Source organism: Paracholeplasma morum, from assembly GCF_016907055.1.
In the GTDB taxonomy this organism is placed as follows: Bacteria; Bacillota_I; Bacilli_A; order Acholeplasmatales; family UBA5453; genus Paracholeplasma; species Paracholeplasma morum.
On sequence record NZ_JAFBBG010000003.1, the window covers coordinates 18221 to 44473 of the forward strand.

A 26253-nucleotide genomic window follows, 5' to 3' on the forward strand; every position below is an offset into this window, starting at 1 on the left:
GAGGGCAACTCACAAAAGGTCTCCTGTATAGGGGACCTTTTTATTTTTATATATATAGGGAGATAAATGATGAAAACGAAGTTTATTTTTGTTACAGGCGGGGTTGTTTCTTCGCTTGGTAAAGGCATTATGGCCTCAACTATTGGCCAGCTATTGAAAAGCAGAGGACTTAAAGTCTTCATGCAAAAGTTCGATCCGTATATCAACGTTGATCCAGGGACTCTATCCCCTTTTCAACATGGTGAAGTATTTGTCACCGATGATGGTTGTGAAACAGATTTGGATTTAGGACACTATGAACGATTTATTGATGAGAATTTATCAAAGGAATCAAGTGTAACGACTGGTAAAATCTATCAGGCTGTAATCGATAAAGAACGGAAAGGCGACTATTTAGGTGCAACCATTCAAGTTATTCCTCATATTACCAATGAGATTAAAGATCGATTAAAGGCTGTAGCAAAAGCATCTAATGCAGATGTTGTGATTACTGAGATTGGTGGGACTGTTGGCGACATCGAGTCATTACCTTTTTTAGAAGCCATTAGACAGGCAAGAAGAGATTTTGGACAAAAGAATACCCTTTATATTCACACAACCCTATTACCATACTTAAAAGCTGCTAAAGAGATAAAAACCAAACCAACTCAACATAGTGTTAAAGAACTCCGTTCATTAGGCATATCTCCAGACATGATTGTTCTAAGAAGTGAAGTACCCGTCTCAAAATCTATCAAAGAAAAAATCGCACTGTTTTGTGACGTTGAATCAACCCATGTATTTGAGTCAGTGGATGTCGACATTCTTTATAAGGCAATCCTAAATCTACATAAACAAGACATTGATGAATGGATCTTGAAACACTTTGAAATAGAACCTAGTAAACCAATGGATTTGTCTCCTTGGGAATCTCTTATCAAGAGCATTGAAGAGTCCAAGAAAGAAATTCAAATCGGGTTGGTTGGTAAATATGTCAGTTTACACGATGCATATTTATCGGTTGTTGAAGCGTTAAAGCATGCAGGATACCATCAAGGTCTCCAAGTAAATATTAAATTCCTAAATGCAGAAAAGATAACCGAAGACAATGTAGAAAAAGCACTAGATGGTTGTAAAGGTTTAATCGTTCCTGGTGGATTTGGTGAACGTGCTACCGATGGCAAAATAGCTGCGATAAAGTATGCAAGAACCCATAACCTACCTTTCTTTGGGATCTGTTATGGCATGCAGTTAGCAGCCATTGAGTTTGCGAGAAATGTCATGGGTATTGGGCTAGCCACTACCACAGAGATTGATCCTAATACAAAATACCCAATCATTGATATTATGACTAATCAAGATTTAACTAAGAACTTAGGAGGCACTCAACGATTAGGTCTTTATGACTGTGAAATAGAATCTGAATCGCTAGCGTACTCACTATATCAGACCACTTCAATCAAAGAAAGACATCGCCATCGTTATGAATTTAATAACTTCTATAAAGAGGCCTTCCTATCCTATGGAATGAAGTTGTCTGGGGTAAATAAGAAAGAGAATCTCGTGGAAATCATCGAATTACCTAATCATCCGTTCTTTATTGCTTGTCAATTTCATCCAGAGTTTCTTTCAAGACCTCTAAGACCACATCCTATTTTTAAAGGATTTATTGAAGCAGCACACAATAATCAAACAAACGAATGATAAGCGTTTACATCACTAATCAATTGTAAATTACACGTATTAAGCGTATAATAACATTGGAAATATTAAAATATCAAGGAGGACTTATTCATGGCTTTAGTTTCAGCAAAAGAAATGCTATTGAAGGCTAGAGATGGCGGTTATGGCGTAGCACAAATCAACATCAATAACCTTGAATGGACAAAAGCAACTCTACAAGTTGCACAAGAATTACAATCACCAATCATCTTAGGGGTATCTGAAGGTGCCGCTAAATATATGGGTGGCTATCGTTTAGTTATGGCGATGGTAAGAGAATTACACGACGCAATGGGTATGACTGTTCCAGTTGCAGTTCACTTAGACCACGGTACTTATGAAGGCGCATATAAGGCTTTAGAAGCTGGTTTCACTTCAATTATGTTTGATGGTTCTCACTATTCAATCGAAGAAAACGTTGCAAAAACAAAAGAAATCGTTGAAGCATGTCATGCTAGAGGCGTTTCAGTTGAAGCAGAAGTTGGTTCAATTGGTGGAGAAGAAGACGGCGTTATCGGTGCTGGTGAATTAGCAGATCCAAAAGAATGTGCTCTAATCGCATCATTAGGCGTTGACCTATTCGCTGCAGGTATTGGTAACATTCATGGTAAATACCCTGCAAACTGGAAAGGCTTAAACTTTGAAGTATTAGCAGCTGTACAAGAAGCTACTAACCGTGTACCTTTAGTATTACATGGTGGTACAGGCATTCCATCTGAAATGATTCAAAAAGCTATTTCACTTGGTGTAACTAAGATCAACGTTAACACTGAACTTCAATTAGTATTCGCTGCAGCAATTAGAAAATACATCGAAGCTGGTAAAGATCTTGAAGCTAAAGGTTTTGACCCACGTAAATTATTAGCACCTGGTGTTGAAGCTATCAAAGCAATCGTTAGAGAAAAACTAACAATGTTCGGATCAGTTGGTAAAGCTAACTAATTAATTTATAACATCTCATTCGTGAGATGTTTTTTCTTAACTCATCCGTTATTTTTGTAAAAGTATTGATTACTTATGATTTATTTGTATAATTATATTAAGTTGGAGGTGTTAAAATGACTGATGCACTATTTCACGATTACGCCAATTGGATTTTGGAATCAAGCGATTTGGTTGAAGCACTCAAAGAGAAGAACTCTTTAATAACAGAACGTTTTAAACATGTCTTTGATGTATTGGAGTTTTTATACACAAAGAAAATCGAAGAGAAGAGTTTACAATTAGACGAACAAAATATATTTGAAACGGGTTTTTACTATGTTTTTGATGCTTTTGAAAACATTAAGTTAGTTTTAGAACATGATTACAAAGGTAACATTGAAGAACTTGATCGTCATGCTAAAACTGTGATTCTTTTATTAGATACGCTAGACTTTCAAAATGAACTCATTGGAGCAATCGAAGAACCAAATGAATCCCATATGCAATCGCTCATTGATATCGAACATGAAATTCTAACGATTTTAGAGAAGAAAGAAGATGCTTCTCAAGAGCTACATGAAAAACTCGATCATGTGACAGAAGGTATTTATAAAGAATTGGAACTGGACTTCTATCCAATCGGGAATATTTTCTTTGATATCGCAGATGAATTAGGATTACTATAAAACACACGAAAGTGTGTTTTTTTCTTAACAGTATAAAAAAAGCACCCTATTTCTAGGGTGCAAGTCATTATTTAACTTCAGGTTTATGTTTCATATGTGGGAATAGAATGACGTCTCTGATGTTATTTACGTTACAAATCAACATAATAAATCTGTCAATACCGATTCCAAGTCCACCAGCTGGTGGCATACCATATTCAAGCGCTTCAACGAAGTCAATATCCATTTCGGTTGCTTCATCGTTGCCAAGTTCTTTTTCTTTTAATTGATCTTCGAAACGACCTCTTTGATCGACTGGGTCATTTAACTCAGAGAAAGCATTCGCATATTCTCTACCATCAATGAATAATTCAAAACGGTCAGTGAATCTAGGGTTTTCTAAGTTTTTCTTAGCCAGTGGAGATACTTCGATTGGGTGTCCATATACAAAAGTAGGTTGTGTAATCGTATCTTCTACAAATTCATCAAAGAATGTTTGAATGATATGTCCAACACCAAAGTGTTTTTCAACATGGACGCCTTTTTCTTTAGCAACCTTAGTGGCTGTTTCAAGGTCATCAATTGTCCAAAAGTCTACGCCAGTGATATTTTTGATGGCGTCTACCATGTGAACTCTAGCCCATTTTGGAGCCATTTTGATTTGTTTTTCACCATAAGTGATGTCGTAAGTACCTAAGATATTATAAGTAACAGTCGACATAGCGTCTTCAACTAAGTCCATCATACCTTCCATATCTGAATACGCTAAGTAAGCTTCAATGGTAGTAAATTCAGGATTATGTTTAGCATCCATACCCTCGTTACGGAATAATCTACCGATTTCATAAACAGCTTCCATACCACCAACGATTAATCTCTTTAACGGTAATTCAGTAGCTATTCTTAAATAAAATGGCATATCAAGTGTATTGTGGTGTGTTACGAATGGACGTGCAGCAGCGCCCCCTAGAATTGAGTGTAGAACAGGGGTTTCAACTTCGATAAAACCTCTGCCGTCAAAATATTTTTGAATTTCTCTGATGATTCTTGGACGTAACATTGCGATACGTCTAGATTCTTCGTTAACGATTAAGTCTACATAACGTCTACGTCTAGCTTCTTCAACGTCTTGAAGGCCGTGGAACTTGTCAGGAAGTGGTCTGAGTGCTTTTGTTAAGTGAGTGTATTCTAAAGCTTTAACAGATAGTTCATCCGTTTTAGTTCTGAATACAATCCCTCTAACACCAATAATATCGCCTAAGTCACCTTTAACGAAAATATCAAATTGGTCTTCCCCTACAGTATCTTGTCTAACATAAACTTGGATGTTTGAGTCTCTGTCTTGTAAGTGTAAGAATCCAGCCTTACCTTGTCCACGTTTACGGATAATTCTACCAGCAATAACCACTTCAACTTTCATTTCTTCTAGTTGATCATGGTTGAAAGATTCATAACGATCTCTAATTTCTTTTGTTGTATTTTTTCTGTCAAATTTAGAACCAAATGGATCAATGCCCTTAGCTCGTAATTCGTTCATTTTTTCGCGTCTAATGCGTTCTTGTTCGGTTAATTCTAGAATATCCATATAGTTTCCTCCTAAAAATGCATATCTATTATACATGATACTCAATAAAAAAGCCATAACACCGTTATGACTTTTTAACTTCGCTAATAAGTTCAAACATCATTTCATCACTATTTCGCTTTGGTAATTCAGTCTGAACCACTTTTACTGTTAATATTTTCAAACCAAAGTGAAGTTCTATAATATCATTTGGTTTAATGGTTGTGGCTGGTTTAGCCACTTTATTGTTAACTAGAATTAAATCAGCTAGGGCTGCATCTTTGGCAACGGTTCGTCTTTTGATAATTCTAGATACTTTTAAATACTTATCAAGCCTCATGGCTAGGTTCTAACGGACTTTCTTTAATGTCTAGTGGGTTTTCTTCGATAACAGGTTCTGTTTTTCTATTTTCCCACCAAGATAGTTTTCCAGTCGCAACAATTTCATCAATATCTTGTTTATTAAGTGTCTCCACTTCTAATAAGTAATGGGTAATTGTCTCTAATAATACTCTATGTTCAACAAGTAATTTTTTCGCATTGTCATAGCACGTAGTAATAATTTCTCTAACTTCTTTATCGATTTCTAATGCGACTTGGTCGGAGAAATTCTTTTCTTTCAAATAGTCTCTACCTAAGAACACAGATCCAGTGTTGGATTCATATTGGATTGGGCCTAAATTAGACATACCAAATTCTGTAACCATTGCTCTTGCGATCTTAGTTGCGGATTGGAAGTCTTGATAAGCACCAGTAGTCACATCACCAAAAATTAATTCTTCAGCGACTCTACCACCAAGTAATCCTGTGATTCTAGCTAGAAGTGAACTCTTACTTTCTAGGTATGTTTCGTTTTCAGGTAACATTAAGTTATATCCTCCAGCTTTACCGCGGGCAATGATGGTCACTTTTTGAACAATGTTTGCATGTTCAAGTTTGATACCGATTACGGCATGTCCTGCTTCGTGATAGGAAATCACTTTACGTTCATGTTCAGTTACTTTTCTAGATTTTTTAGCAGGCCCCATCATAACTCTATCGACAGCTTCATCTATGTCTGAGATTTCAATGACTTTACGGTTAGCTCTTGCCGCTAAGAGTGCAGCTTCATTCAATAAGTTTTCAATATCGGCACCAGAAAATCCAGGGATTCTATGAGCAACATCCTCAAATTTAACGTTATCTGAAACTTTCTTGTTTCTTGCGTGTACTTTTAAGATAGCTTCTCTACCAAGAACATCTGGTAGGTCAATTGTGATTTGTCTGTCAAAACGGCCTGGTCTCAATAGCGCTGGGTCTAATACATCAGGTCTATTGGTTGCAGCCATGATGATGATACCAGCGTTTGGATTGAATCCATCCATCTCTACTAATAATTGGTTAAGTGTTTGTTCACGTTCATCGTGTCCACCACCCATACCTGCGCCTCTTTGTCTACCAACTGCATCGATTTCATCAATGAAAATGATACATGGAGAATTTTCTTTAGCTACTTTGAATAAATCTCTTACTCTAGATGCCCCAACCCCAACAAACATTTCTACGAAGTCGGAACCTGAAATAGAGAAGAATGGTACGGATGCTTCACCGGCAACGGCTTTAGCAAGTAGGGTTTTACCTGTACCAGGAGAACCGACTAGAAGAATACCTTTTGGAATTCTTGCACCCATTTCTTTATATTTTCTAGGGAATTTTAAGAAGTCAATCACTTCAACAAGTTCTTCCTTTTCCTCATCACAACCTGCAACATCTTTAAATGTGACAAGTTTAGAGTTAGATAATCTAGCTCTTGATTTGGAGAATTCAAAGGCTTTGTTGTTTCCGCCTCCGCTCATTGAACGGAATAAGATTACGACTAGAATAATGACTAAAACAATTGGGAATATGATGTTAATTAACACAGTCCAGATTGTAATCGTAGATTTTTCGACATATTTTAGAGTGATATTATCAGATGCATCAATTTGATTGATGATTTCATTTAGTGCTGGCATGAATATTTCAAATTGATACTGTGTACCATCAGCATCTGAAATGCTTACTTTATAAGTATTCGCATCTTCACCACCAATTGGTGTATATTTGATGGTCATACCTCTAAATTCATCATTGTTCAGTTTGGTCTCAAACTCACTTGGTGTTAATGATTCAGGAACGCCTGGTTTGAATAGGTTTTGTAAAAAGAAGAAGCTCCCGAATAAAATTACGGCAAATAGAATATAAATGCCAAAATTCATTGCTGGTTTCTTCTGCACTGGTTTTTTGTTTGGTTCTTGCATGTGTAGCCCTCACTATTTCTTATATATTTCTTGTTTTAGAATGCCTACATAAGGTAGATTTCTATAAAGTTCATCATAATCTAAACCATAGCCCAAGACGAAAGCTTTTGGAATGGTTACGCCAACATACTTAGGTTCAAATGGGATGATTCTGCCTTCAGGTTTATCAAGCAGTGTTACAACTTCAACACTTTTTGCCCCTCTATGCTTTAAGAGTTTGATGATTGTGTCGATGGTTTTACCTGTATCGACGATATCCTCAGCAATCAAGATATCCCTGCCTGCAACTGAGGTGTTCATATCCTTACGGATTTTTACATCACCAGAGGATGTGATGTTGCCGTGATAACTTGAAACATCCATATACTCAATTTCGATTTTTAGATCGATTTCTTTTGCAAGGTCACTCATAAAAGGGACACACCCTTTTAATAGGCCTAATAAAATTGGTTTATCTACGTGCTTGTAGTCTTCGGTGATTTGTTTACCCAGTCTCTTACAGATGTCTTTAATTTCTTGTTCAGTTACTAATATTCTTTCGATGTCTTTCTCTAACATTTCTATAGCCCTCTCTTATAGCGTAGTGTTAATTCATCTTTTAAATCCGAACTTTTGTTGTAATATCTACCTAATACCGATAGAATCCGATTGTTGTTATCTGTAATGATTATGTCCTTGTCCCTAAAGTCTTTTGGTATTTTTTTATCAATATAGAAGTCTTTAAGCTTTTTATGACCATAATCAAACTCTAAAACATCGCCTGGATTACGTTTACGTGCCCAAAGAGGCAACGCTAATTTATTATAACATATATTTATTTCATAAATAGCGATATTGCTAGTATCTTTCAAAAATGTGACATAGCCCATATTCTCAAGAACATTAAAGGCATCTAGTTCAAGTTTCTGTCTAAAAGTCACGATTTTCTTTTGCTTACTTATCGATACTTTATGGTATGTCTTTTTAAAAAAGTAAACATCATCTAGTACATAAGTTTTATTCGGACCCGAATTCAATATGAATGTCAAAACGGCATTCATTTTGGATTGGTTAAAGCTAATTTTATGGGTTTCAAGTAGTAAGGCAATAATGTCCTTCTGAAGGGTGATATGTAAGTCTTTGAATGTATTAATATCAATAGTGTTTTTATTGGCTTCCAAATAAGCACTTGAATTACCTCTAATATAGGAAAAGGCTTCATAGAGATGATTACTGTATTGGGATACTTTCTCTAGGAAACTAGGATTCTCTTTAATTAGTGTATCGATTACTAAGTGTCTATAACGATTTCTTGTGTAGTCTAATGACTGGTTAGATTCGTCTTCATAGTAGGTAATTTGTTCTTTTTTTGCATAGTCATATAAGGCAACTTTAGGAACAGACAACAATGGTTTTAAGTAAGTAAAACCGTTGATGATTGTACTATACTGTAGGCCACTATAACCATAGAGATTAGACCCTCTAGATAACTTCATTAGAACCGTCTCAGCTAAATCATTTAAGTGATGAGCGGTAAGAATATAAGTCGTGTGGTATTTTTTTGCGATTTCTTCTAAGAATTGGTGTCTTTCTTTTCTGGCTTCATCTTGGAAGTTTTGTTCAGATATACTTAAGATTTTATATTCAAAAGGGATGTTATATACTTTACAATAATTCTCTAGATACACGGCTTCTTCAGAAGATGCTTCACGCTTTTGATGATTGAAATGGACCACAATGATTTTGTGGTCTAAGTCTTTTAGTGCATGCAAAAGCACCATTGAATCCACCCCTGTTGAAACAGAGACGATTAATGGTTTATTAGGATAATTATTTAATTGTTTTAACGCTTCTTTGACCATAATAACCCTCTTTTACTTGATAATTATATCACATTTCATGTATTATTTTTTTATGCAGAAAGATTTCTATTGTGTTATAATGGTCTAAATGGAGGAATGACATGATCATTTTAGCTAGCAATTCGCCCAGAAGAAAAAAACTTCTTGAAGATGCGGGTGTAGAATTTAAGGTTGTTTCACTCAATGTAGATGAAACAGTAGAAGAACGCATGAGACCTGACAAGATGGTTTTATTTCTTGCTGAAAAAAAAGCTAAGGCCGTTTTTGAACTTAATCCAGATGATATCATTATTGCTGCAGATACGATTGTCGTTTATGAAGGACAAGTGTTGGGCAAACCTAAAGATGAAGAAGATGCTTACCGTATGCTTAAGATGCTTTCCGGAAATCACCATGAGGTTTATACAGGTGTCTGTATCATGAGTAAAGATAAACAAGTATGTTTCCATACGTTGGCAGAAGTATGGATGAATGACTATAACGACTTACAGATTTATGAATACATCAAAACCAAAGAACCTATGGATAAGGCAGGAGCTTATGCAATACAAGGCCTTGGTAAGGAATTGGTTGAACACTATAGTGGAGATTTCTTCACAATCGTGGGATTACCATTAAAACAGCTTCTAACTGAACTTAGAACATTCACAAATAAAGAAGAATAAAGATCTATAAGGATGACTTGATCGTTTTCCGATAGATCTTTTTTTACGCTTAAAAATAAAAAAGGAACGATTATATTCGTTCCTAATAGGTATCTACATCTTTTTAATTTCTTCTAATTCTACTACGTCAAAATGGTATTTCTTGTGGCAGAAATGACAAACGATTTCCGCGCTTTTGTCCTCTTCAATCATTGAATCAAGGGTAGCTTTATCGACCTTAGATAGGGACACTTTAAACTTGTCTTTTGAACAAGGACAGTGGTATTGAATAGGTTGATTTCTTAATATATGATGGGTTCCACCAGATAATAAATCCATAATCATTTCTGGCGTTAGACCATTTTCATATAAATCCGTCACGGCAGATATTTTAGATAACACAGACTCAATCTTAACAATCGTATCTTCGGTTGCGTTTGGTAATAGTTGGATAATAAATCCGCCTGCTTGTTTGGTGGTTTGATCAACGTCTACTAAAACACCTAACCCTACTGCAGATGGTGTTTGCTCACTTGATGTGAAATAATAAGTGAAGTCATCGGCAATCTCACCTGTTTGTAAGTCGATGGATGATGTGAACATGTTCTTAAGTTTTAAATCTTTTGTCACGTGTAAAAAGCCGTTGCCAACCGCCTTTCCTACTGCCAGCTTGCCAGCTTTATCACCATTATTGTAAGTGAGATATACGTTTGGTTCTTTGATATCGCCTCTTACATTTCCATAAGCATCTGCTTCAACTAACATAAACCCAATAGGGCCATCGCCTTCAATACGAAGGGTGATTGTTTCATCGTTTTTATACATTAAGCCCATCATGGCAGAAGCTGTTAAGAACCTTCCTATTGCTGCAGTTGCAGTTGGCCATGTGCCATGTATTTTTCTAGATTCTTCAACTAAGTTTTTAGAGTAAGCGACATATATTCTAGCTTCACCATTATAGGCAGTTGCTGTTAAACAATAGTCATTCATAATTAACACCTCATGAAATATGATACCATAAGAAACATCTTAGTTGATAATATTTGCGTATGTGATAAAATACACTACGTGGAAGTAGGTTTAGATATGTCATTTAAAATCAAAAATATAGAAATAGATTCAAAAGTAGTGCTTGCGCCAATGGCTGGAGTATCCAATGCATCTTATAGACTCATATCAAGAAAACTTGGTGCTGGGGTTGTATTTGCTGAGATGGTTTCCGACAAAGGATTAATGCACGATAATACTAAGACAAAAGAATTGCTTCAAAGTCTTCCTGGAGAACATCCATATGCTCAACAAATCTTTGGTTCGGATATAGATTCAATGGTGCTTGCAGCTAAGTATGTTGATCAAAATACCGATTGCGATATCATTGATATCAATATGGGGTGTCCTGTTCCTAAAGTGGCTCAAAAGGCACAAGCAGGTGCTGCATTATTAAAAGACCCAGATAAAATCTATGAAATCATTAAAGCCATTAAACAGTCAGTCAGTAAACCGGTGACTGTTAAAATCAGAACGGGTTGGGATTCGACCTGCATTAATGCGGTCGAGATCGCGAAAAAGGTCGAAGAAGCAGGAGCTGATGCGATCACAGTTCATGGAAGAACTAGAAGTCAAATGTACACAGGAAAAGCAGATTTAGATGTGATTAAAGCAGTTAAAGAAGCGGTAAATATTCCAGTCATAGGCAATGGAGACATCAAAGACGGTAAGAGCGCGAAATATATGCTTGATTATACTGGCGTGGATGCAGTGATGGTTGGCCGTGCTGCCTTAGGAAACCCATGGGTATTCTATGATATTAATTATTATTTAGAACATGGTGTTGAGGCACCAAAACCAACCTATAAAGAAATCAAAGAAATGATTATTGAGCATGCTAACTCACTAAAAGATCTAAAGGGCGAACATTTAGCAATGCTTCAAATGCGTGGTCAAGGGACTTGGTATTTCAAAGGGTTAAAAGATGCCAAAGAAGCTAAAGCATTGTTATCCAAGGTGTCAAAATATGATGAGTTTCTAAAAATCATCAACGATTACTTTGATCAATATATTTAATATATGTATCCCAGGAGAAATCCTGGGATTTTAAATAAAAAAAAGCACAATTTGTGCTTTTTTAGTTATAAGAATTGTTTGTAGTCTTTGATTTGTTTCTCATGAAGCTTTACCCTGTAATAGGCATAAACATCATCATAATTTTTTTCTAAAATGGTTGTGTTTTCTTCTAAAGAGGATATAATCCCGTTGTCTTTATAAGGTACTTTTAGATCAATAATCGTTTCTTCACCGAATAGTCTTAGATAGATCAGTTCAAATAACTTGTCGATGTTTTCTTTAGTCTTATTGGAGATGACGCAATCGGCATCATGGCTCAGTAAATCGCCAATCATTAAATCTTTTTTAGTATAAACGCGAAGACGTGGAATCATTTCAGCCTTTAAGGATTTTAGAACATCCAAAGTGGTTTCTTCTTGGACAGTCTTTTGATTAGTAGAACCATCCATGATGTGTAAGATTAAATCTGAATGAACCACTTCGCTTAAGGTTGATTCAAAACTTCTAACCAGTTCATGGGGTAATCTACTAACAAACCCTACGGTATCAGAAAGTATAAACTGTGGTTTCTTTTGTTGTTTGATGCGTCTGGTGTGTGTTTCTAGAGTAGCGAATAACATGTTTTTTTCGAATACATCTTTTTTTATAGGATTGCTTGCGACTTCAATGAGACTATTTAGTGTAGCACTCTTCCCTACGTTTGTATAACCGACTAATGATACAACAGGGGTTTCATCAACGGCTCTGCGTTTTCTTGAAGTGTCTTTTTCTTGTTGGATCTTTTCAAGTTCTCGTTCTAATTTGGTGATATTTTGTAAAATGCGTCTACGGTCAAGTTCTAGTTTGGTTTCACCTGCACCTTTAGCATTAAACGAACCCCCACCTTGTCTTGAAAGACTTTCGGACATGCCAATTAACCTTGGTAACATATACCTTTGTTGTGCAAGGGATACTTCTAGTACAGCTTCTTTGGTTTTGGCTCTTTCTGAGAATATTTGTAGGATTAAGAAACTTCTATCGATGATTTGCACATCCAGTTCCTTTTCTAGATTTCTGATGTGGGCAGGCGATAATACGTCATCAAAAATAACCAAATCAATATCAAGTACTGATATGGCTGTCTTTAGTTCATCTACTTTGCCTTTCCCAATGTAAAATCTTCCGTTTGGAAGTTCGGCTTTCTGGGTTACTTTGTCCACCACTTTAATGTTAACAGCATCCGCTAAGCTGCTTAGTTCGTTTAGAGATGCTTCCATATTGTATAAACCCATATCTAGTCCAACTACGATTGCTCTATCCACAAAATCACGCCCTCCCTCTTGCAAAAAAAAGAATAGCTCGTCGCTATTCTTTATTATACTATAATCCGCACTTAAGTTGTGCACCACAGTTTGTACAAGTATGACATCCGCCAACGTCTTGGACTACGCCTTCTCTACATACTGGGCATAAGTTACCGACTTCTGCACCGATTTCACGGTCTTGTCTGTCAGATCTTAATGGTGTATTAATCTCATCATTATGAGTTTGACTTTGAGCCTTAGGCATTTCAACACCTAAATCCGTCATATCTACTTGAACTGGTGTTTCAGTTTCTTTCTTAAGGGATAATACTTGTGCATCTCTAGAACCGTCTACATACACGGTACCGCCTTTAGCGCCACCTTTATAAAGACGCATGTATACACGTTCAACATCTTCAACGGTATAACCTTTTGGTGCGTTAACTGTTTTAGAAATCGAGGAGTCCACCCAGTTTTGGATGATGCACTGTACATCGGCATGTTCTTCTGGAGATAATTCCATAGCAGGTACGAATATATCTGGTAAAGTTTCTTTAGTGTACTCTTTATGAATGCTTAAATAGGTTTCAACGATGTTTGCGTTAACTTCGATGTATTTGCCTAATCTACCAGAACGGAAGTAGGTGAATGCGAAGTATGGTTCTAACCCAGTGGAAACACCAACCATTGTACCGGTTGAGCCGGTTGGCGCAATCGTTAATAGGTGTGAGTTTCTAATACCATGTTTTAAGATGCCTTCTTGGACATGTTTAGGGAGTTTTTGAACAAACTTGCCTTTAACAAAAGCTTCTCTAGAACCGAATTGTTCTAGGAATGGGAATGATCCTTTTTCCTTAGCAAGTTCGATAGAGGTTTCATAAGCTGTAGTCGCAATAAACTTAAATAGCTTATCCACTAACACATTACCTTCTTTTGAACCATAACGTAAGTTTGCATAAATCAATAAGTCGTGAAGACCCATTACACCCATACCGATACGACGTTCACCAAGTGCTTGTTTTTTGTTTTGTTCTAAGAAGTAGTAAGTTTGGTCGATGACATTATCTTGCATACGAATACCATTTCTTACGGTTGTTTTCAGTTGATCCCATAAAATTTCATGGGTTTCCGGATTTACCATAGTCGCTAAGTTAATCGCTGCGAGGTTACATACTGAATAAGGTGCTAGAGGTTGTTCGCCACAAGGGTTTGTACATACAACCTTTTGACCATAGGAAGTTGCGTTTGTATAGTCATTGGCATTATCGATGAAGAAAATACCGGGTTCTGCAGAGTATGTAGCACATACGTTGATTAAGTTCCAAAGTTCTCTGGCTTTAATCGTATGGTATACACGGCTTGGATAACCCATTTGTTCCCAAGTTCTTACATCCCCTACATTTTTCCACTCTTTATCATAGAATGCTTTTTGTTCTTTAGTATAGTTGTCTAGATCTGGGAACTTAAGATTGTAAAGTGTGTCATTTTCAACAGCTTCCATGAAGTCTTTAGTAATCGCAACACTTATGTTTGCTCCTGTTAAGAAATCAGGGTTAGTAACATCATATCTACCACCATCGAAAATCAATTTTTTAGCTTCTTCGACAATAGAAGAAGAGAATAGACTGTTGTTATGTTCAGACAACTCAATGATTTGTTGATACATGTTATATTCATCGTTTGAAAGTGGTTTGAACTTTAATTTGTCTTTAGCAAGTTGTTTGATGTAATCATCGTTTGAGTTTTCAATTAAGAAGCGAAGGATTCTTGGATTTTGCATCTTAGAGATGATAAACTCGATGATATCAGGGTGCCAGTCTGCTAACATAATCATTTGCGCACCACGTCTAGAACCGCCTTGTTCAACAAGGTGGGTAAGTTGTGCTAAGTCATGTAGCCAAGATACTGAACCGGATGATTTACCATTAACGCCTTTAGCAAGTGCATTTTTTGGACGTAAAGTTGATCCGTTAGTACCAACCCCGCCTCCTCTTGCCATAATTTCCATGACTTCTTTACGGTGGATGGCTAAGCCTTCTCTTGAGTCCTCAATAAAAGGCATGACATAACAGTTGAAGTAAGTCACTTGTGATTGTGAACCAGCACCATAGAGAATTCTACCAGCTGGGATCAAGTGTAAGTTTTTTAGTTCGTTGTAAAACGCATTTTTCAAGGATTGGTCTTCGCCTTCACCAAGGTTAAAACCGACGCGTTTTGCGATTTGCTCATAATATACTTCTAGAGGTTTTTCGATTTCTCTAAATTCTCTTTTTATGACGCCATCGATGTGATCATCGCCAATTTGACCAATGAATTCATCGTCTACCTTAATATAGACATGTTGATTTTCTATTTTTGTAACATAACCAATCCCTCTTGCAGGGAATTTTGGGTCATGCTTTATAATAGATACGACTAAGTCTCCAACAGCTAAAGAGACTAAAGATAAGTCCTTTTGTGTGTACCTGTCTAGCATTACAAGTCTTGAAACCCCTGAGAATGACATGTGCATGTCTTCTGTAATGGTGTGTAAGTGTGGGTAATACTTTGTGATGTCTTGATTCAGTTTTTTGATTAAAGATTCTTGATATAAACTCATGAGAACACCCTTCCTTGTATGTTTGATTATAAGGGTTTATAGGCGCAAAAACAAGTAGAATATTTGTAAAATTTCAACCTATTTTCAGCCCTTTTTTGTCTATATGTCTTTGTTTAGCCGTTTTACATAGAAATGCGTTAGAAATGAAAATTTCACTATTTATAATGCAACTAATTTTCATTATAAGAAAAAGATTACAGATAAAGAGAATGAATATTCAACTAACATAGACCTATGATATAATTAGTAAAGAAGGACGTGACACTATGAAAGAAACATTATTAATGATTTTAGATGGATATATACTATGGATTGTGGTCTTTTTTTTACTAAGTTTTTTCTTAGCTAGCAAACGTGTATTTAGAATGTTGCTGCTATTAATATTCATATATTTGGTTGAATTGTTAACTGACAAACTTGGATTAACGCTAAGTAGCGATGTCTTAAAAGTGGCTTTAGAGTATCTGCCAATTATTATCATTGTGGTTCTTGCACCAGACATTAGAAAAAGTTTCGAGTCGGCTTTTACAATCGATTCCAAAAGAGACATTGCGACGATGGGTTCTCAAGAAACTAAACAACATATCGTTGAGGCGGTCACATATTTATCTAGTCAAAACATCGGTGCCTTAATTACGATTGAGAAACATAGTTCACTTGATCAATATGCTGAACGTGCTATTATGATGAATAGCCAAGTATCAAAAGAACTTTTAATTAATATTTTTACCCCACTTACCCCACTACATGATGGGGCAGTCATTATTAGAGGAGACTCTATTCGTTGTGCCGGGGCTTATTATGTTTTGTCAGAAACAACTAAGTATGATAAGACCATGGGATCGAGACACCGAGCAGCACTGGGAATTAGTGAAGTATCAGATTCTCTTACCATTGTTGTATCAGAAGAAACGGGGACCATTTCAATCGTCCTAGAAGGGATCATGTTAAAGGCAAACGATAAAGAGAAGATCTACGAATACCTTAACATGTTCATGAAGTAGGAGGCCTATTATGAAAAAAGTACTAATGACAATTGGATCCTATTTACTAGACCCTATTCGCAAAGTCGGGTTATCTAGGATCTCAGATACAATTGTTAGTTATTCTAATAAAAACCCATGGTTCAAAGTGTTTGTGAGTTTTGTGATCGTCGGGTTAGTAGTGGTTTTATATTACGCATATAAGTTCAATATTTTTGAATAGACTGGGAGGCGTTTTATGTCTTTATATCCCTTTTTTCCGTTAATTTTATCAGTATGTGCAACGCTGTTTATTTTTCTAATAGGCGTTTTAGATGAGAAGCAATATCGCTTCTTTTTATCATTTGGAATTCTAAATACACTCTTATTAATTCCTTATGTATTTTTTCTGGATTTAAAGGTATTTGGCATCGAAATTGAATCAGTTTTTATGTATCACAGCATTCTTACTTTAATCATCTTCATTATTAGTAGCGCGATTGTGATTAAGAAAGTCATATTCTCAAAAAATCATTACCAGTTGTTCATTCAATCAATCAAAGCTACTAAGTGGAATGCTTATTATGTGGTCGATCAAAAAGATCGCATTAAAGAAATGTCTGAAAGTGTCTGTGAAGAGTTAGGATTTAAAAAAGAACAAATCATTGGTAAGACACTGTTTGAAGTCTTTAATAAAAGCATTCGTATTACAACATTTGATGGTGTAGATACAAACAACCGTGCAATGGAAACGTATTATGACACCTATAAGACTCAAGTCAAACCGAAACAAAAAGAAGAGCATGAAATGCTATTTCAAAACTATGAAGGCAAGTCTGTAATGCTTCATACGGTTGAACAACCTCTATTTATTTTAGGTAAATACAAAGGCAGAATTAATATTGGGGAGAAACGTAGTGACTTTGATTTACTAACAGTTGAAAAGCACTTAAAAGAAACAGAAAACCAACTAGAGAGTATGCGTCTAAAATTTATTGCGACACTGGAGTTATCTGAAGAAGGCTTGTTCTATATTGATTTGGATCAACGCTTCATTTGGGGGAATGATCAATTCGTTAAAATGACCGGATTAGAGTCTAATACCATTGATTTTAATGATTATCATAAGTTCATTAAAGAAGAAGACCTACAAACCTATTTAGGGGTTTTAAGTAGCTTAACAATGAAAAAACAGTCGTATAAAACGACTTATAGATTTTTAAAGAATGGGCATTATGTTTGGATTAAGGAATCTGGTAAGCGTATCTTTGATGATAAGAATTCCAACATCATCATGGGCGCACTTAAAATGGTTGCTCAAAGAGACTACCAAAAAACAGAAATTGATGAATTGGATAGTTTATCTGGAGAATTAGAGTTAAACGTTCATATCGACCATTTAATCAAAAACAATAAAATCTTCCAACTTATGTTATTCGAGTTATCCAATATCCCTTCGATTAACGATTCATACGGTAGAAATATCGGCAACATGTTGATGGGAGAATACGTTAAAAAGATTAAAATGAACTTTATGAGTGAATCCTCTGAGATGTTTCGCATAAGTGGATTAGTGTTTGCTGTTACTATTGTGGATCCTCGTAAAATGGATCTAATCAAACAAGGCATTCACGCTAAAGATACCTTCATGAATTTACCAATGTCTTATGGTGCCATCCAAACAGAAGTCGAAGTGATGGTTGGTATTTCTAGTGCATATCACCAAAAAGAAACTGGAGCAGATGTCCTAGCACACGCTAAAGAAGCTTTAAAGATTGCTAAGAATCCAAACTATCAAATGAATGCATGTTACTACAGTGATATTCATGACAAAGCATGAGTTTCGTATTGAATCACTTAAGATTCGTAAAATGTTTCATCCAATAGAGCAGAAGAACCTTACAAACGACATTTCGGATAAGCTCCAGTCACACCCTTTGTTTATAAAGTCTACTCATGTTGGGTTATATTATCCAATCCAAAACGAACCTAATCTGCTAGAACTAATATCCTTATACCCAGAAAAAGTTTTTTATTTACCTAATGTGGAGAATAACACACTGGTTTACCGGATGATTGATTCATTAGATAAACTAGAAGATGCGCCTTTCGGAACCAAACAAGTAAGTAAGTCCAATCAATCTATCGATGACTGTGAGTTGTATTTGATTCCCTGTGTCGGAACCTCAGGTTTACTAAGAATAGGGTACGGCAAAGGTTATTTTGATGCTTATTTAAAAGATAAAATAGGCTATAAACTAGGTATCACATACCCGATGTTTAAAACTAAAGGTATTAATAAAGAAGCTCACGATATTTTGTTAGATGAAGTCTTATAGGAGGTTTAGAACATGTATTCTTGCGTAATTGTTGCTGCTGGGTCAGGAACCAGAGTGAATTTAGGTTATAACAAACTAAGATACCTTGTTAAGGGAAAACCAATTCTCTTATACAGTGTGGAAGCATTTCTAAAAAGAGACTATGAAGTCATAGTGGTCATCAACAAAGAAGATGAGTCTTTCTTTAATGATTACTTGGATAAGTCAGTTAAGATTACTTATGGGGGAAAAGACCGTTCTGAAAGTGTTGCTAGAGGACTAAAGATGGTTACCAGAAAGTTTGTACTCATCCATGATGCGGCTAGGCCAAGAATTACAGAAAAGCTAATTGATAAAGTCGAAAATGGACTAGCGATGTATAGTGCCTGCTTTCTAGCTAAAAGAATAACCGATACAGTCTATCAAAAAAGTGAACATTTAAAACTTTTAGACAGAAAGCTACTCTATCAAGCAGAAACGCCGCAAGCATTTCTAACTAAAGAGATTAAAAGTGCATATAGAGAAGGAATAGGGCAATTTACAGATGATATTTCGTTGTATAAAAGCCTATATAATAATGAAATAGGCATTCTCGTTCACGAAGATAACAATGATAAAATAACTTATCAAGAAGACATTGATCTTTTTGAAAGGGAAATTGGAGATAATACAATGAGAATAGGACAAAGTTATGATATTCATCAATTGGTTGAAGACAGAAAACTCATCATTGGTGGTGTAGAAATACCTTATGAAAAAGGTCTCCTTGGACATAGCGATGCGGATGTATTGTTACATGCAGTAGCAGAGTCAATTTTAGGGGCGCTCGGGCTAGGGGATTTAGGAACATTCTACCCAGATACAGATCCTAAAAATAAAGACTTAGATTCAAAAGTAATCGTAAAGAAAGCAGCTCTCTTAATGAAAGAAGCCGGATATAGAATTGCTAATATAGACACATGTGTATTTGCAGAAAAGCCCAAAATGGCGCCATTTATAGGTAGTATTAAAGAGTCGATAGGAACGCTGTTAGAAATAGAATTAGACTTGATAAACGTCAAGGCTGCAACCAATGAAAAACTAGACTCGATTGGGGCTGGAAAAGCAATTGCTGCCAGTTCAATTGTGTTATTAATAAAGGAGTAACTATGAAACTTATAGAAACAACAGTAGGAGATTTTGAACTCATAAGCGAAACCAAAGATTCGTTTGATATTGCTAAGTTTCAAGATCGCTATGTCGATACATTCGACCGATTTGATTACATCGTAGGCGATGTAGCTTCAGAAATGTTAAGATTAAAAGGATTTACAAGTGATATTAAAGACAAAAACTCTTTCAAAACTATCCCTGACTATTTAAATGAATCCTGTAATTATCAATGCGGTTATTACATTTTAAAACGTGTAAAAAAAGCCAAGTGATTATATCATTTGAAAATGCTTGTTTAATAGTCTATACTATTATCGCAAGGAGGGGGTTATCAATATGGATGAAACAACCAAATTAGTACACGAATTAATTGAACGTGTAAGACCATATTTGCATAGAGACGGTGGAGACATTGAAATTGTTTCTGTTGAAGATGGCATAGTATATGTTAAAATGCTAGGTGCATGTGATGGCTGCGGATTAATTGATGTTACCTTAAGACAAGGTATCGAAACAATGTTATTAGAAAACGTTCCAGGAGTCATCGCAGTTATCAACGTATAACGGAGGATTTTATGGACTATTCGAATGAGATTATACTTAATTCAATCATTGCTTTACTCGCGGCACAGCTGTTGAAGTTCGTGACTGTTTCTTATAAAGAGAAGAAACCGATTTATCGCGCACTTATATCAACCGGCGGCATGCCAAGTTCACATAGTGCACTTGTTACTGCGATGACTGCGAGTATTTATTTATATCGAGGTGTAGACCTCTATTTTGCCATCAGTTTAATGGTTTCCCTAGTGGTTATTCATGATTCAATGGGAATAAGACTTGAAGCATCTAAGCATGCGATGATATTAAACAAAGTTACCCAGAAACTTGAGATGGATGTAGATGATATCAATAAAGGCAACCCTTTAAAAGAACCACTTGGACACTTTCCAATTGAAGTCTTCTTTGGGGTGTTATTGGGTATTTCATGTGCCCTACTGGGGTTTCCATTAACTAAATAAGAGGGGACAATTAATGAACAAAAACAAAATTGGTATTGTAGTAGACTCAACATTCAAACTGAGTGAATCCTTTATCAAAGAAAAAGATATCAAAGTAGTATATCTTGACATCATCGTTGGCGATAAAGTTTACCGAGATGGCGAGATTAGTAATGAAGAAATATATGAATATATGGCAAAACACGTCAAAGTTTCGACGTCACAGCCTGCTCCAAACAGATTTATGAATGCCTATCAAGCGCTTTTAGATGATGGTTATGAGTCCGTTATTTGTTTAACAGTAAGTGCCTCCTTAAGTGGAACTAACAACAGTGCTAATTTAGCAAAAGATATGTTAGAAGATCCCTCTAAAGTCACTGTTTTTGATACAAAGAGTGCCATTTGTGGGGCAGAGTACTTAACGGAAAGACTTGTGATGTTTACAGAAACATTAGATTCTCCTAATGCGGTTCTAGAAGCCATGAAGAATCAAATTTCAACCGGCTCTTTAATCTTTACAGTAGATGATTTGATGTTACTTGTTAGAAGTGGTAGATTATCCAAGCTTCAAGGGATGATTGGGAACCTACTCAAAATCAAACCAATTCTTCGATTTGATCAAGGCAAGCTTGAAGTTGAACATAAAGTGCGTTCAAGTGATAATGTGGTTAAATATTTGGTTTCGGAAGTTGGTAAACTTGCTTCAAAAGCAAAGACTGTCGTTAGGGTATCCTATACAACTACAACAGAATTGGCCAATAAATTTATTAAAGAAGTAAAAGAAACATATGATAACGTTCAAATCAAGCTTTCTGACAAAATCTCAGCAGTCATTGCTGTGCATGTTGGTAGAGCTGGTTTGGGAATTTATTTAGGACATGAATAAGAGGTAAATACCTCTTTTTCTTTTTTCTTTTAATGATTGCTATGATATAATTTTAAAAAGGGGTGAGAACTATGTATGATAAAGGCGATATTGTAGATGTAACCATAACAGGGATTGCACCTTATGGCGTATTTGCAAAAATAGGGGAATACTCAGGGCTTATTCATATATCAGAAATCTCCGATAAGTATGTTCGTGATATCAATCAATTTGCGATGGTTGGTGACATGGTCAAAGTAGTTATCATTGAAGTAGATGAAGAAAACAAGCAATTAAAACTTAGTTATAAAAAATGTGATAGAACTAAGAAAATCAAAATCTGTGATATGAAAATTGGCTTTAAAACACTGGATGAAAAACTTCCTGAATGGATTAAAGAACGCAAGGCTAGCTAATGGTTACTCATAAAGAGTAGCCATTTTTCAACTTGAAACCGTTTTAAGGCTTATTTTAAATCTATTTAATATAAATAGTGATATAATGAATGAGAATAAAAAGGATGTGTAAAACATGATAAAAATCAATCAAAAGCACGTATTATCTTTCTTAAATGACAACCCGAAATTCGTCGATGAAAGAGCTAAAAGCATTCATAAAATGATTCATGAGAAGACTGGCAAAGGCAACGACTTTTTAGGTTGGCTTGAGTTACCTCTTAATTACGATAAAGAGGAATATGCACGTATTAAAGCATCAGCACTAAAAATAAAACAACAATCACAAGTATTGGTTGTTATTGGAATTGGTGGGTCTTACCTAGGGGCTAAAGCAGCACTTGAAATGTTACGTAAACCATTCCTTGGTAAGGATGACTTAGAAGTTATTTTCTTAGGTCATCATATTAGTGCAGCCTACACAGACTCACTAATCAACTATTTAAAAGATAAATCATTCTCAATCAATGTAATTTCAAAATCAGGAACAACTACCGAACCAGCAATCGCATTTAGAATACTAAAACGCGTACTTGAAGAAAAATACGGTGAAGTTGAGGCGAAAGAACGTATTTATGCAACTACTGATAAATCTAAGGGTGCACTGCGACAATTAGCCAATGAAAAAGGGTATGAAACATTTGTAATTCCTGATGATGTTGGAGGTCGATTCTCTGTTTTAACTGCTGTTGGATTACTTCCAATTGCTGCAGCAGGCATCGATATTGACGAAATGATGGAAGGGGCTAAAAAAGCCTACCATGACTTCAACACTGAGTCTAACGTAGCCTATGATTATGCTAAGCTTCGTTACAGACTTTATGAATCAGGCAAGAAGATTGAAATGCTAGTAAACTATGAACCTTCATTAGTATATATGTCAGAATGGTGGAAACAACTATTCGGCGAATCTGAAGGTAAAGACCATAAAGGCTTATTCGTGGCTAGTGCAGCCTTCTCAACAGATCTTCACTCCCTCGGACAATATATCCAAGACGGTAAGAGAGACTTATTTGAAACAGTCATCAAAGTCGGACATACAAAAGAAGATGTGTTAATAGCATCAGAACCGGTCGATTTAGATGGACTTAACTACTTAACTGGCAAATCGATGCAATTCGTTAATGAGAAAGCATTCCTTGGAACCTTATTAGCTCATGTCGATGGCGGCGTTCCAAACATTGTTTTAGAAATCGAAACCATCAACGCGAAAACATTCGGTTACTTGGTATACTTCTTTGAAAAAGCTTGTGCAATGTCAGCTTATTTATTAGATGTTAACCCATTTGATCAACCAGGTGTTGAATCCTATAAGAAAAACATGTTTGCCTTACTTGGCAAAAAAGGATTCGAAGACCTTAAAGCAGCACTAGAGAAAAAACTCGAAAACTAGGCGTGTAAACGCCTTTTTTCTTTTACAACGTGCGAAATGTTATACATTTTGGATAAAAATGATAAAATAATCTATGGTGATATTATGAAAACAAAAATAACCAATTCTGCTTTAGAAACCACACATTTAGGGTTTCAAGTGGGATTATTATTAAAACCTGGAATGGTAGTACTTTTAGAAGGCGATTTAGCCATGGGAAAAACCACCTTTACTAAGGGCATCGGACAAGCCTTAGGAATTAAAAGAACCATTAACAGCCCAACTTATACAATTATGAAAAGATACGTCCATGACGAGAATAAACTCTATCATGTTGACCTATATCGTCTAGAAGATGTTAATAGCGATTTCGATCTAGAAGACTATATTAACTCAGATGGCATATCTGTGGTCGAATGGCCGTTTAAAGTTAAAGACATTCTACCAAAACAGTACCTTTTAGTGCAGTTTGAATCCTTAGGATCAGACATGAGAAAAATCACTTTCTCTGCCCAAGGTGAGTATTATGAAAGTGTGGTAAAGTATTTATGAATCAAATCCTATTTGACTCATCGACTGGTGTATTAGTCATGGCGATTGCGAAAGACGGCAAGATGATAGATTTCTCCATTCGAATGGGTAAAAAAGACCACGCAAAACACATTGTTGAACGCATGGACCAAATGTTAAAAAGAAAACACATAGACATCAATCAAATCGATGAGATTATTGTAGGTTATGGACCTGGGTCTTATACAGGCTTAAGAATCTCAGTTATGGTTGGAAAGATGCTTGCCTACACTAAAGGCATCACACTTAGAAGTGTATCCTCTTTATTCTTCCTTTCATCAGGTATTGAAGGCAGAGTATGCGCTATGGTAGATGCGAGAAATGGCAATGTGTTTGGTGGCATATTTGAAAATGATCAAGTTATCGTAGAAGAATCATTGAGAAGTTATGATGAGATGAGAGAACTAGCGAAGAAACATAACGCTAAACCTTATCTAATTGATGACTATAATTATGAAATAGATACCCAAAAAATTCTTAATCTAAGTCAGGTTGTCAAAGATGTTCATGGATTTGTCCCAAACTACTTGAGAATAACAGAGGCGGAGCGAAACTTAAATGATTAGAAAAATGAAAGAAGAAGACATATTTCTGATTACTGAGGCAGAAACTGAGTTATTAGGAAGTACTCTAGGGTATGAAATGATCCACAACGAGATCAAGCATCACGACTTTGCCCATTACTTTGTCATCGAAGAAGATGGAATTAAAGGGTATGTGGGGTTATGGATCAATGATGACATTGGACAAATTGTGAACTTCTTAATACTCAAACCTTATCAAAATCAAGGTTATGGAAAGCAATTAATGACATTTATCATGGACTATTTCAAACAGTTTAATGTCAATGTTATTTCATTAGAAGTCAGAGAATCAAATGAATCTGCAATCCATTTGTATGAATCATTTGGCTTTGTAAAAAGTTATAGAAGAGTCAAATATTATGAAAATAAAGAAGACGCACACGTCATGATTTGGAGGGGTGAAGATGAGAATATTGGCAGTAGAGAGTAGTTGTGATGAAACCAGTGTTGCAGTTGTAGAAGACGGCAAGAAAGTTTTAAGCAACGTTGTTTTATCTCAAATTGATATCCATACCAAATTTGGGGGCGTAGTGCCTGAAGTAGCCTCAAGACACCATGTAGAATCGATGACTTATGTGTTTGATGAAGCTTTAAAAAAAGCTAATGTTACTGAGAAAGACATTGATTTAGTTGCCGTTACCGAAGGCCCGGGGTTAATTGGCTCTTTATTAGTAGGGATTAATGCAGCAACCACTTATGCTTTTGCTCATAAACTACCACTTATGGGTGTAAACCACATGATTGGACATATTTATTCTGCAAGCATTGAACATGAGATGAAGTTTCCTTTAGTCGCTTTACTTGTATCTGGTGGACATACCGAACTGATTTATATGAAAGAACACATGTCATTTGAAATTCTTGGTGAAACATTGGATGATGCGGTTGGTGAGGCTTACGATAAAGTCGGACGAATGTTGGGTCTGCCTTATCCAGGTGGCCCATTAATTGATAAACTGGCACTTATAGGAAAAGAAACTTATCATTTACCAAGACCGATGTTAGACCCAAACAGCTATGACTTTTCATTCTCAGGGTTAAAGAGTGCTGTAAACAACATGATTTATCATATGAACAGGAAACAAGAAGAAGTGAATATTAACGATATGTGTGCCTCTTTCCAAGAAAGTGTCACAGATGTCTTAGTATCAAAGTTAAAAAAAGCAGCTACCGAATATAATGTTAATCAAATACTGATAGCCGGTGGGGTAGCCGCCAATAAAGGTTTAAAGAAAAAACTTCATGAAACCATTAAAGATATTGAAATCATTATGCCATCCATAGAGTATTGTACAGACAACGCAGCCATGATTGGCGCGGCTGCTTACTATACGTATCAAAAGAAGGGGTCCTTACCAAACTATGTGATTGGAGGACAATCTTCACTCGATTACTAATAAAAGGGGGAGTTCG

The 26253-nt window shown here is 35.8% G+C and carries 28 protein-coding genes; 20 read left to right on the top strand and 8 right to left on the bottom strand.

The features are described from left to right. The first annotated feature begins 69 nt into the window (after nucleotides 1–69). The 3 genes from pyrG (at nucleotide 70) to JN09_RS02240 (ending at nucleotide 3311) form a co-directional block, all read left to right on the top strand. Nucleotides 70–1683: a CTP synthase gene (pyrG, locus tag JN09_RS02230; RefSeq protein WP_204432191.1), complete on the top strand. Its 1614-nt coding sequence runs from the start codon at nucleotides 70–72 to the stop codon at nucleotides 1681–1683. A gap of 90 nt (nucleotides 1684–1773) precedes the next feature. Continuing rightward, entirely contained in the window at nucleotides 1774–2643 is an 870-nt protein-coding gene (fba, locus tag JN09_RS02235; protein WP_204432192.1) for a class II fructose-1,6-bisphosphate aldolase, read from the top strand. A 116-nt stretch (nucleotides 2644–2759) separates the two neighbouring features. Next, nucleotides 2760–3311, top strand: a complete 552-nt coding sequence (locus JN09_RS02240) for a hypothetical protein (RefSeq protein ID WP_204432193.1) — start codon at nucleotides 2760–2762, stop codon at nucleotides 3309–3311. Between the two features lie 67 nt (nucleotides 3312–3378). On the opposite strand, the gene lysS is transcribed toward JN09_RS02240, so the two are convergent. The 5 genes from lysS to tilS all read right to left on the bottom strand — a co-directional run bounded on the left by lysS (nucleotide 3379) and on the right by tilS (nucleotide 8974). Continuing rightward, nucleotides 3379–4875: a lysine--tRNA ligase gene (gene lysS, locus JN09_RS02245; protein WP_204432195.1), complete on the bottom strand. Its 1497-nt coding sequence runs from the start codon at nucleotides 4873–4875 to the stop codon at nucleotides 3379–3381. A gap of 64 nt (nucleotides 4876–4939) precedes the next feature. Then, nucleotides 4940–5194, bottom strand: a complete 255-nt coding sequence (locus JN09_RS02250) for an RNA-binding S4 domain-containing protein (RefSeq protein ID WP_204432197.1) — start codon at nucleotides 5192–5194, stop codon at nucleotides 4940–4942. Next, nucleotides 5184–7133 carry an ATP-dependent zinc metalloprotease FtsH gene (gene ftsH, locus JN09_RS02255; RefSeq protein ID WP_235985165.1) on the bottom strand — a complete coding sequence of 650 codons (1950 nt, stop codon included), beginning with the start codon at nucleotides 7131–7133 and terminating at the stop codon, nucleotides 5184–5186. The genes JN09_RS02250 and ftsH overlap by 11 nt, the downstream gene beginning before the upstream one ends. 12 nt (nucleotides 7134–7145) lie before the next feature. Further along, a complete protein-coding gene (gene hpt, locus JN09_RS02260) occupies nucleotides 7146–7691 on the bottom strand; it encodes a hypoxanthine phosphoribosyltransferase (protein WP_204432199.1) in 546 nt (181 codons plus the stop codon). A gap of 2 nt (nucleotides 7692–7693) precedes the next feature. Beyond that, nucleotides 7694–8974 (bottom strand): tRNA lysidine(34) synthetase TilS, encoded by a 1281-nt coding sequence (tilS, locus tag JN09_RS02265; protein ID WP_204432206.1) that lies wholly within the window; start codon nucleotides 8972–8974, stop codon nucleotides 7694–7696. 101 nt (nucleotides 8975–9075) lie between these two features. Between tilS and JN09_RS02270 the strand changes: the two genes are divergently transcribed. After that, complete coding sequence (locus JN09_RS02270) at nucleotides 9076–9639, top strand: Maf family protein (RefSeq protein ID WP_204432208.1); 564 nt, start codon at nucleotides 9076–9078, stop codon at nucleotides 9637–9639. A gap of 93 nt (nucleotides 9640–9732) precedes the next feature. Here the strand turns inward: JN09_RS02270 and hslO are convergent, their stop codons facing one another. Further along, complete coding sequence (gene hslO, locus JN09_RS02275) at nucleotides 9733–10608, bottom strand: Hsp33 family molecular chaperone HslO (protein WP_204432210.1); 876 nt, start codon at nucleotides 10606–10608, stop codon at nucleotides 9733–9735. 96 nt (nucleotides 10609–10704) lie between these two features. On the opposite strand from hslO, the gene dusB reads away from it, so the two are divergent. Next, nucleotides 10705–11682 carry a tRNA dihydrouridine synthase DusB gene (gene dusB, locus JN09_RS02280; RefSeq protein WP_204432212.1) on the top strand — a complete coding sequence of 326 codons (978 nt, stop codon included), beginning with the start codon at nucleotides 10705–10707 and terminating at the stop codon, nucleotides 11680–11682. Nucleotides 11683–11747: 65 nt separating this feature from the next. On the opposite strand, the gene hflX is transcribed toward dusB, so the two are convergent. Both hflX and JN09_RS02290 read right to left on the bottom strand, forming a co-directional pair. After that, nucleotides 11748–12983, bottom strand: coding sequence for a GTPase HflX (gene hflX / locus JN09_RS02285; protein ID WP_204432218.1), 1236 nt, complete (start codon nucleotides 12981–12983; stop codon nucleotides 11748–11750). 58 nt (nucleotides 12984–13041) lie between these two features. Then, nucleotides 13042–15564, bottom strand: coding sequence for a vitamin B12-dependent ribonucleotide reductase (locus tag JN09_RS02290; protein WP_204432219.1), 2523 nt, complete (start codon nucleotides 15562–15564; stop codon nucleotides 13042–13044). A 266-nt stretch (nucleotides 15565–15830) separates the two neighbouring features. Here JN09_RS02290 and cdaA point away from each other — a divergent pair, with 266 nt between their 5' ends. The 15 genes from cdaA (at nucleotide 15831) to tsaD (ending at nucleotide 26237) form a co-directional block, all read left to right on the top strand. After that, nucleotides 15831–16568 (top strand): diadenylate cyclase CdaA, encoded by a 738-nt coding sequence (gene cdaA, locus JN09_RS02295; RefSeq protein WP_204432220.1) that lies wholly within the window; start codon nucleotides 15831–15833, stop codon nucleotides 16566–16568. A gap of 10 nt (nucleotides 16569–16578) precedes the next feature. Then, a complete protein-coding gene (locus JN09_RS02300; protein ID WP_204432221.1) occupies nucleotides 16579–16770 on the top strand; it encodes a hypothetical protein in 192 nt (63 codons plus the stop codon). 15 nt (nucleotides 16771–16785) lie between these two features. Beyond that, nucleotides 16786–18366 (top strand): sensor domain-containing diguanylate cyclase, encoded by a 1581-nt coding sequence (locus tag JN09_RS02305; protein ID WP_204432223.1) that lies wholly within the window; start codon nucleotides 16786–16788, stop codon nucleotides 18364–18366. Further along, the gene (locus JN09_RS02310) at nucleotides 18353–18865 is read left to right on the top strand and encodes a 5-formyltetrahydrofolate cyclo-ligase (protein WP_204432225.1); all 513 of its coding nucleotides are present in this window, start codon (nucleotides 18353–18355) and stop codon (nucleotides 18863–18865) included. The genes JN09_RS02305 and JN09_RS02310 overlap by 14 nt, the downstream gene beginning before the upstream one ends. Before the next feature lie 12 nt (nucleotides 18866–18877). After that, nucleotides 18878–19990 carry a 2-C-methyl-D-erythritol 2,4-cyclodiphosphate synthase gene (ispF, locus tag JN09_RS02315; RefSeq protein ID WP_204432227.1) on the top strand — a complete coding sequence of 371 codons (1113 nt, stop codon included), beginning with the start codon at nucleotides 18878–18880 and terminating at the stop codon, nucleotides 19988–19990. Nucleotides 19991–19992: 2 nt separating this feature from the next. Beyond that, nucleotides 19993–20268, top strand: coding sequence for a YutD-like domain-containing protein (locus JN09_RS02320; RefSeq protein WP_204432229.1), 276 nt, complete (start codon nucleotides 19993–19995; stop codon nucleotides 20266–20268). A 64-nt stretch (nucleotides 20269–20332) separates the two neighbouring features. Further along, nucleotides 20333–20560, top strand: coding sequence for a NifU family protein (locus JN09_RS02325; protein WP_204432231.1), 228 nt, complete (start codon nucleotides 20333–20335; stop codon nucleotides 20558–20560). An 11-nt stretch (nucleotides 20561–20571) separates the two neighbouring features. Continuing rightward, on the top strand, nucleotides 20572–21015 hold the full coding sequence (locus JN09_RS02330; RefSeq protein WP_204432232.1) for a divergent PAP2 family protein: 444 nt from the start codon (nucleotides 20572–20574) through the stop codon (nucleotides 21013–21015). A 13-nt stretch (nucleotides 21016–21028) separates the two neighbouring features. Further along, nucleotides 21029–21880, top strand: coding sequence for a DegV family protein (locus JN09_RS02335; RefSeq protein ID WP_204432233.1), 852 nt, complete (start codon nucleotides 21029–21031; stop codon nucleotides 21878–21880). A 71-nt stretch (nucleotides 21881–21951) separates the two neighbouring features. Then, nucleotides 21952–22275 carry a S1 RNA-binding domain-containing protein gene (locus tag JN09_RS02340; RefSeq protein WP_204432234.1) on the top strand — a complete coding sequence of 108 codons (324 nt, stop codon included), beginning with the start codon at nucleotides 21952–21954 and terminating at the stop codon, nucleotides 22273–22275. A 115-nt stretch (nucleotides 22276–22390) separates the two neighbouring features. Next, entirely contained in the window at nucleotides 22391–23707 is a 1317-nt protein-coding gene (locus tag JN09_RS02345; protein WP_204432235.1) for a glucose-6-phosphate isomerase, read from the top strand. Nucleotides 23708–23791: 84 nt separating this feature from the next. After that, nucleotides 23792–24238: a tRNA (adenosine(37)-N6)-threonylcarbamoyltransferase complex ATPase subunit type 1 TsaE gene (gene tsaE, locus JN09_RS02350; RefSeq protein WP_204432240.1), complete on the top strand. Its 447-nt coding sequence runs from the start codon at nucleotides 23792–23794 to the stop codon at nucleotides 24236–24238. Further along, nucleotides 24235–24822 (top strand): tRNA (adenosine(37)-N6)-threonylcarbamoyltransferase complex dimerization subunit type 1 TsaB, encoded by a 588-nt coding sequence (tsaB, locus tag JN09_RS02355; RefSeq protein WP_204432249.1) that lies wholly within the window; start codon nucleotides 24235–24237, stop codon nucleotides 24820–24822. Before tsaE ends, tsaB begins: the two co-directional genes overlap by 4 nt. Next, nucleotides 24815–25270: a ribosomal protein S18-alanine N-acetyltransferase gene (rimI, locus tag JN09_RS02360; RefSeq protein WP_204432252.1), complete on the top strand. Its 456-nt coding sequence runs from the start codon at nucleotides 24815–24817 to the stop codon at nucleotides 25268–25270. The genes tsaB and rimI overlap by 8 nt, the downstream gene beginning before the upstream one ends. After that, a complete protein-coding gene (gene tsaD, locus JN09_RS02365; protein WP_204432255.1) occupies nucleotides 25245–26237 on the top strand; it encodes a tRNA (adenosine(37)-N6)-threonylcarbamoyltransferase complex transferase subunit TsaD in 993 nt (330 codons plus the stop codon). The genes rimI and tsaD overlap by 26 nt, the downstream gene beginning before the upstream one ends. Nucleotides 26238–26253 lie beyond the last annotated feature (16 nt).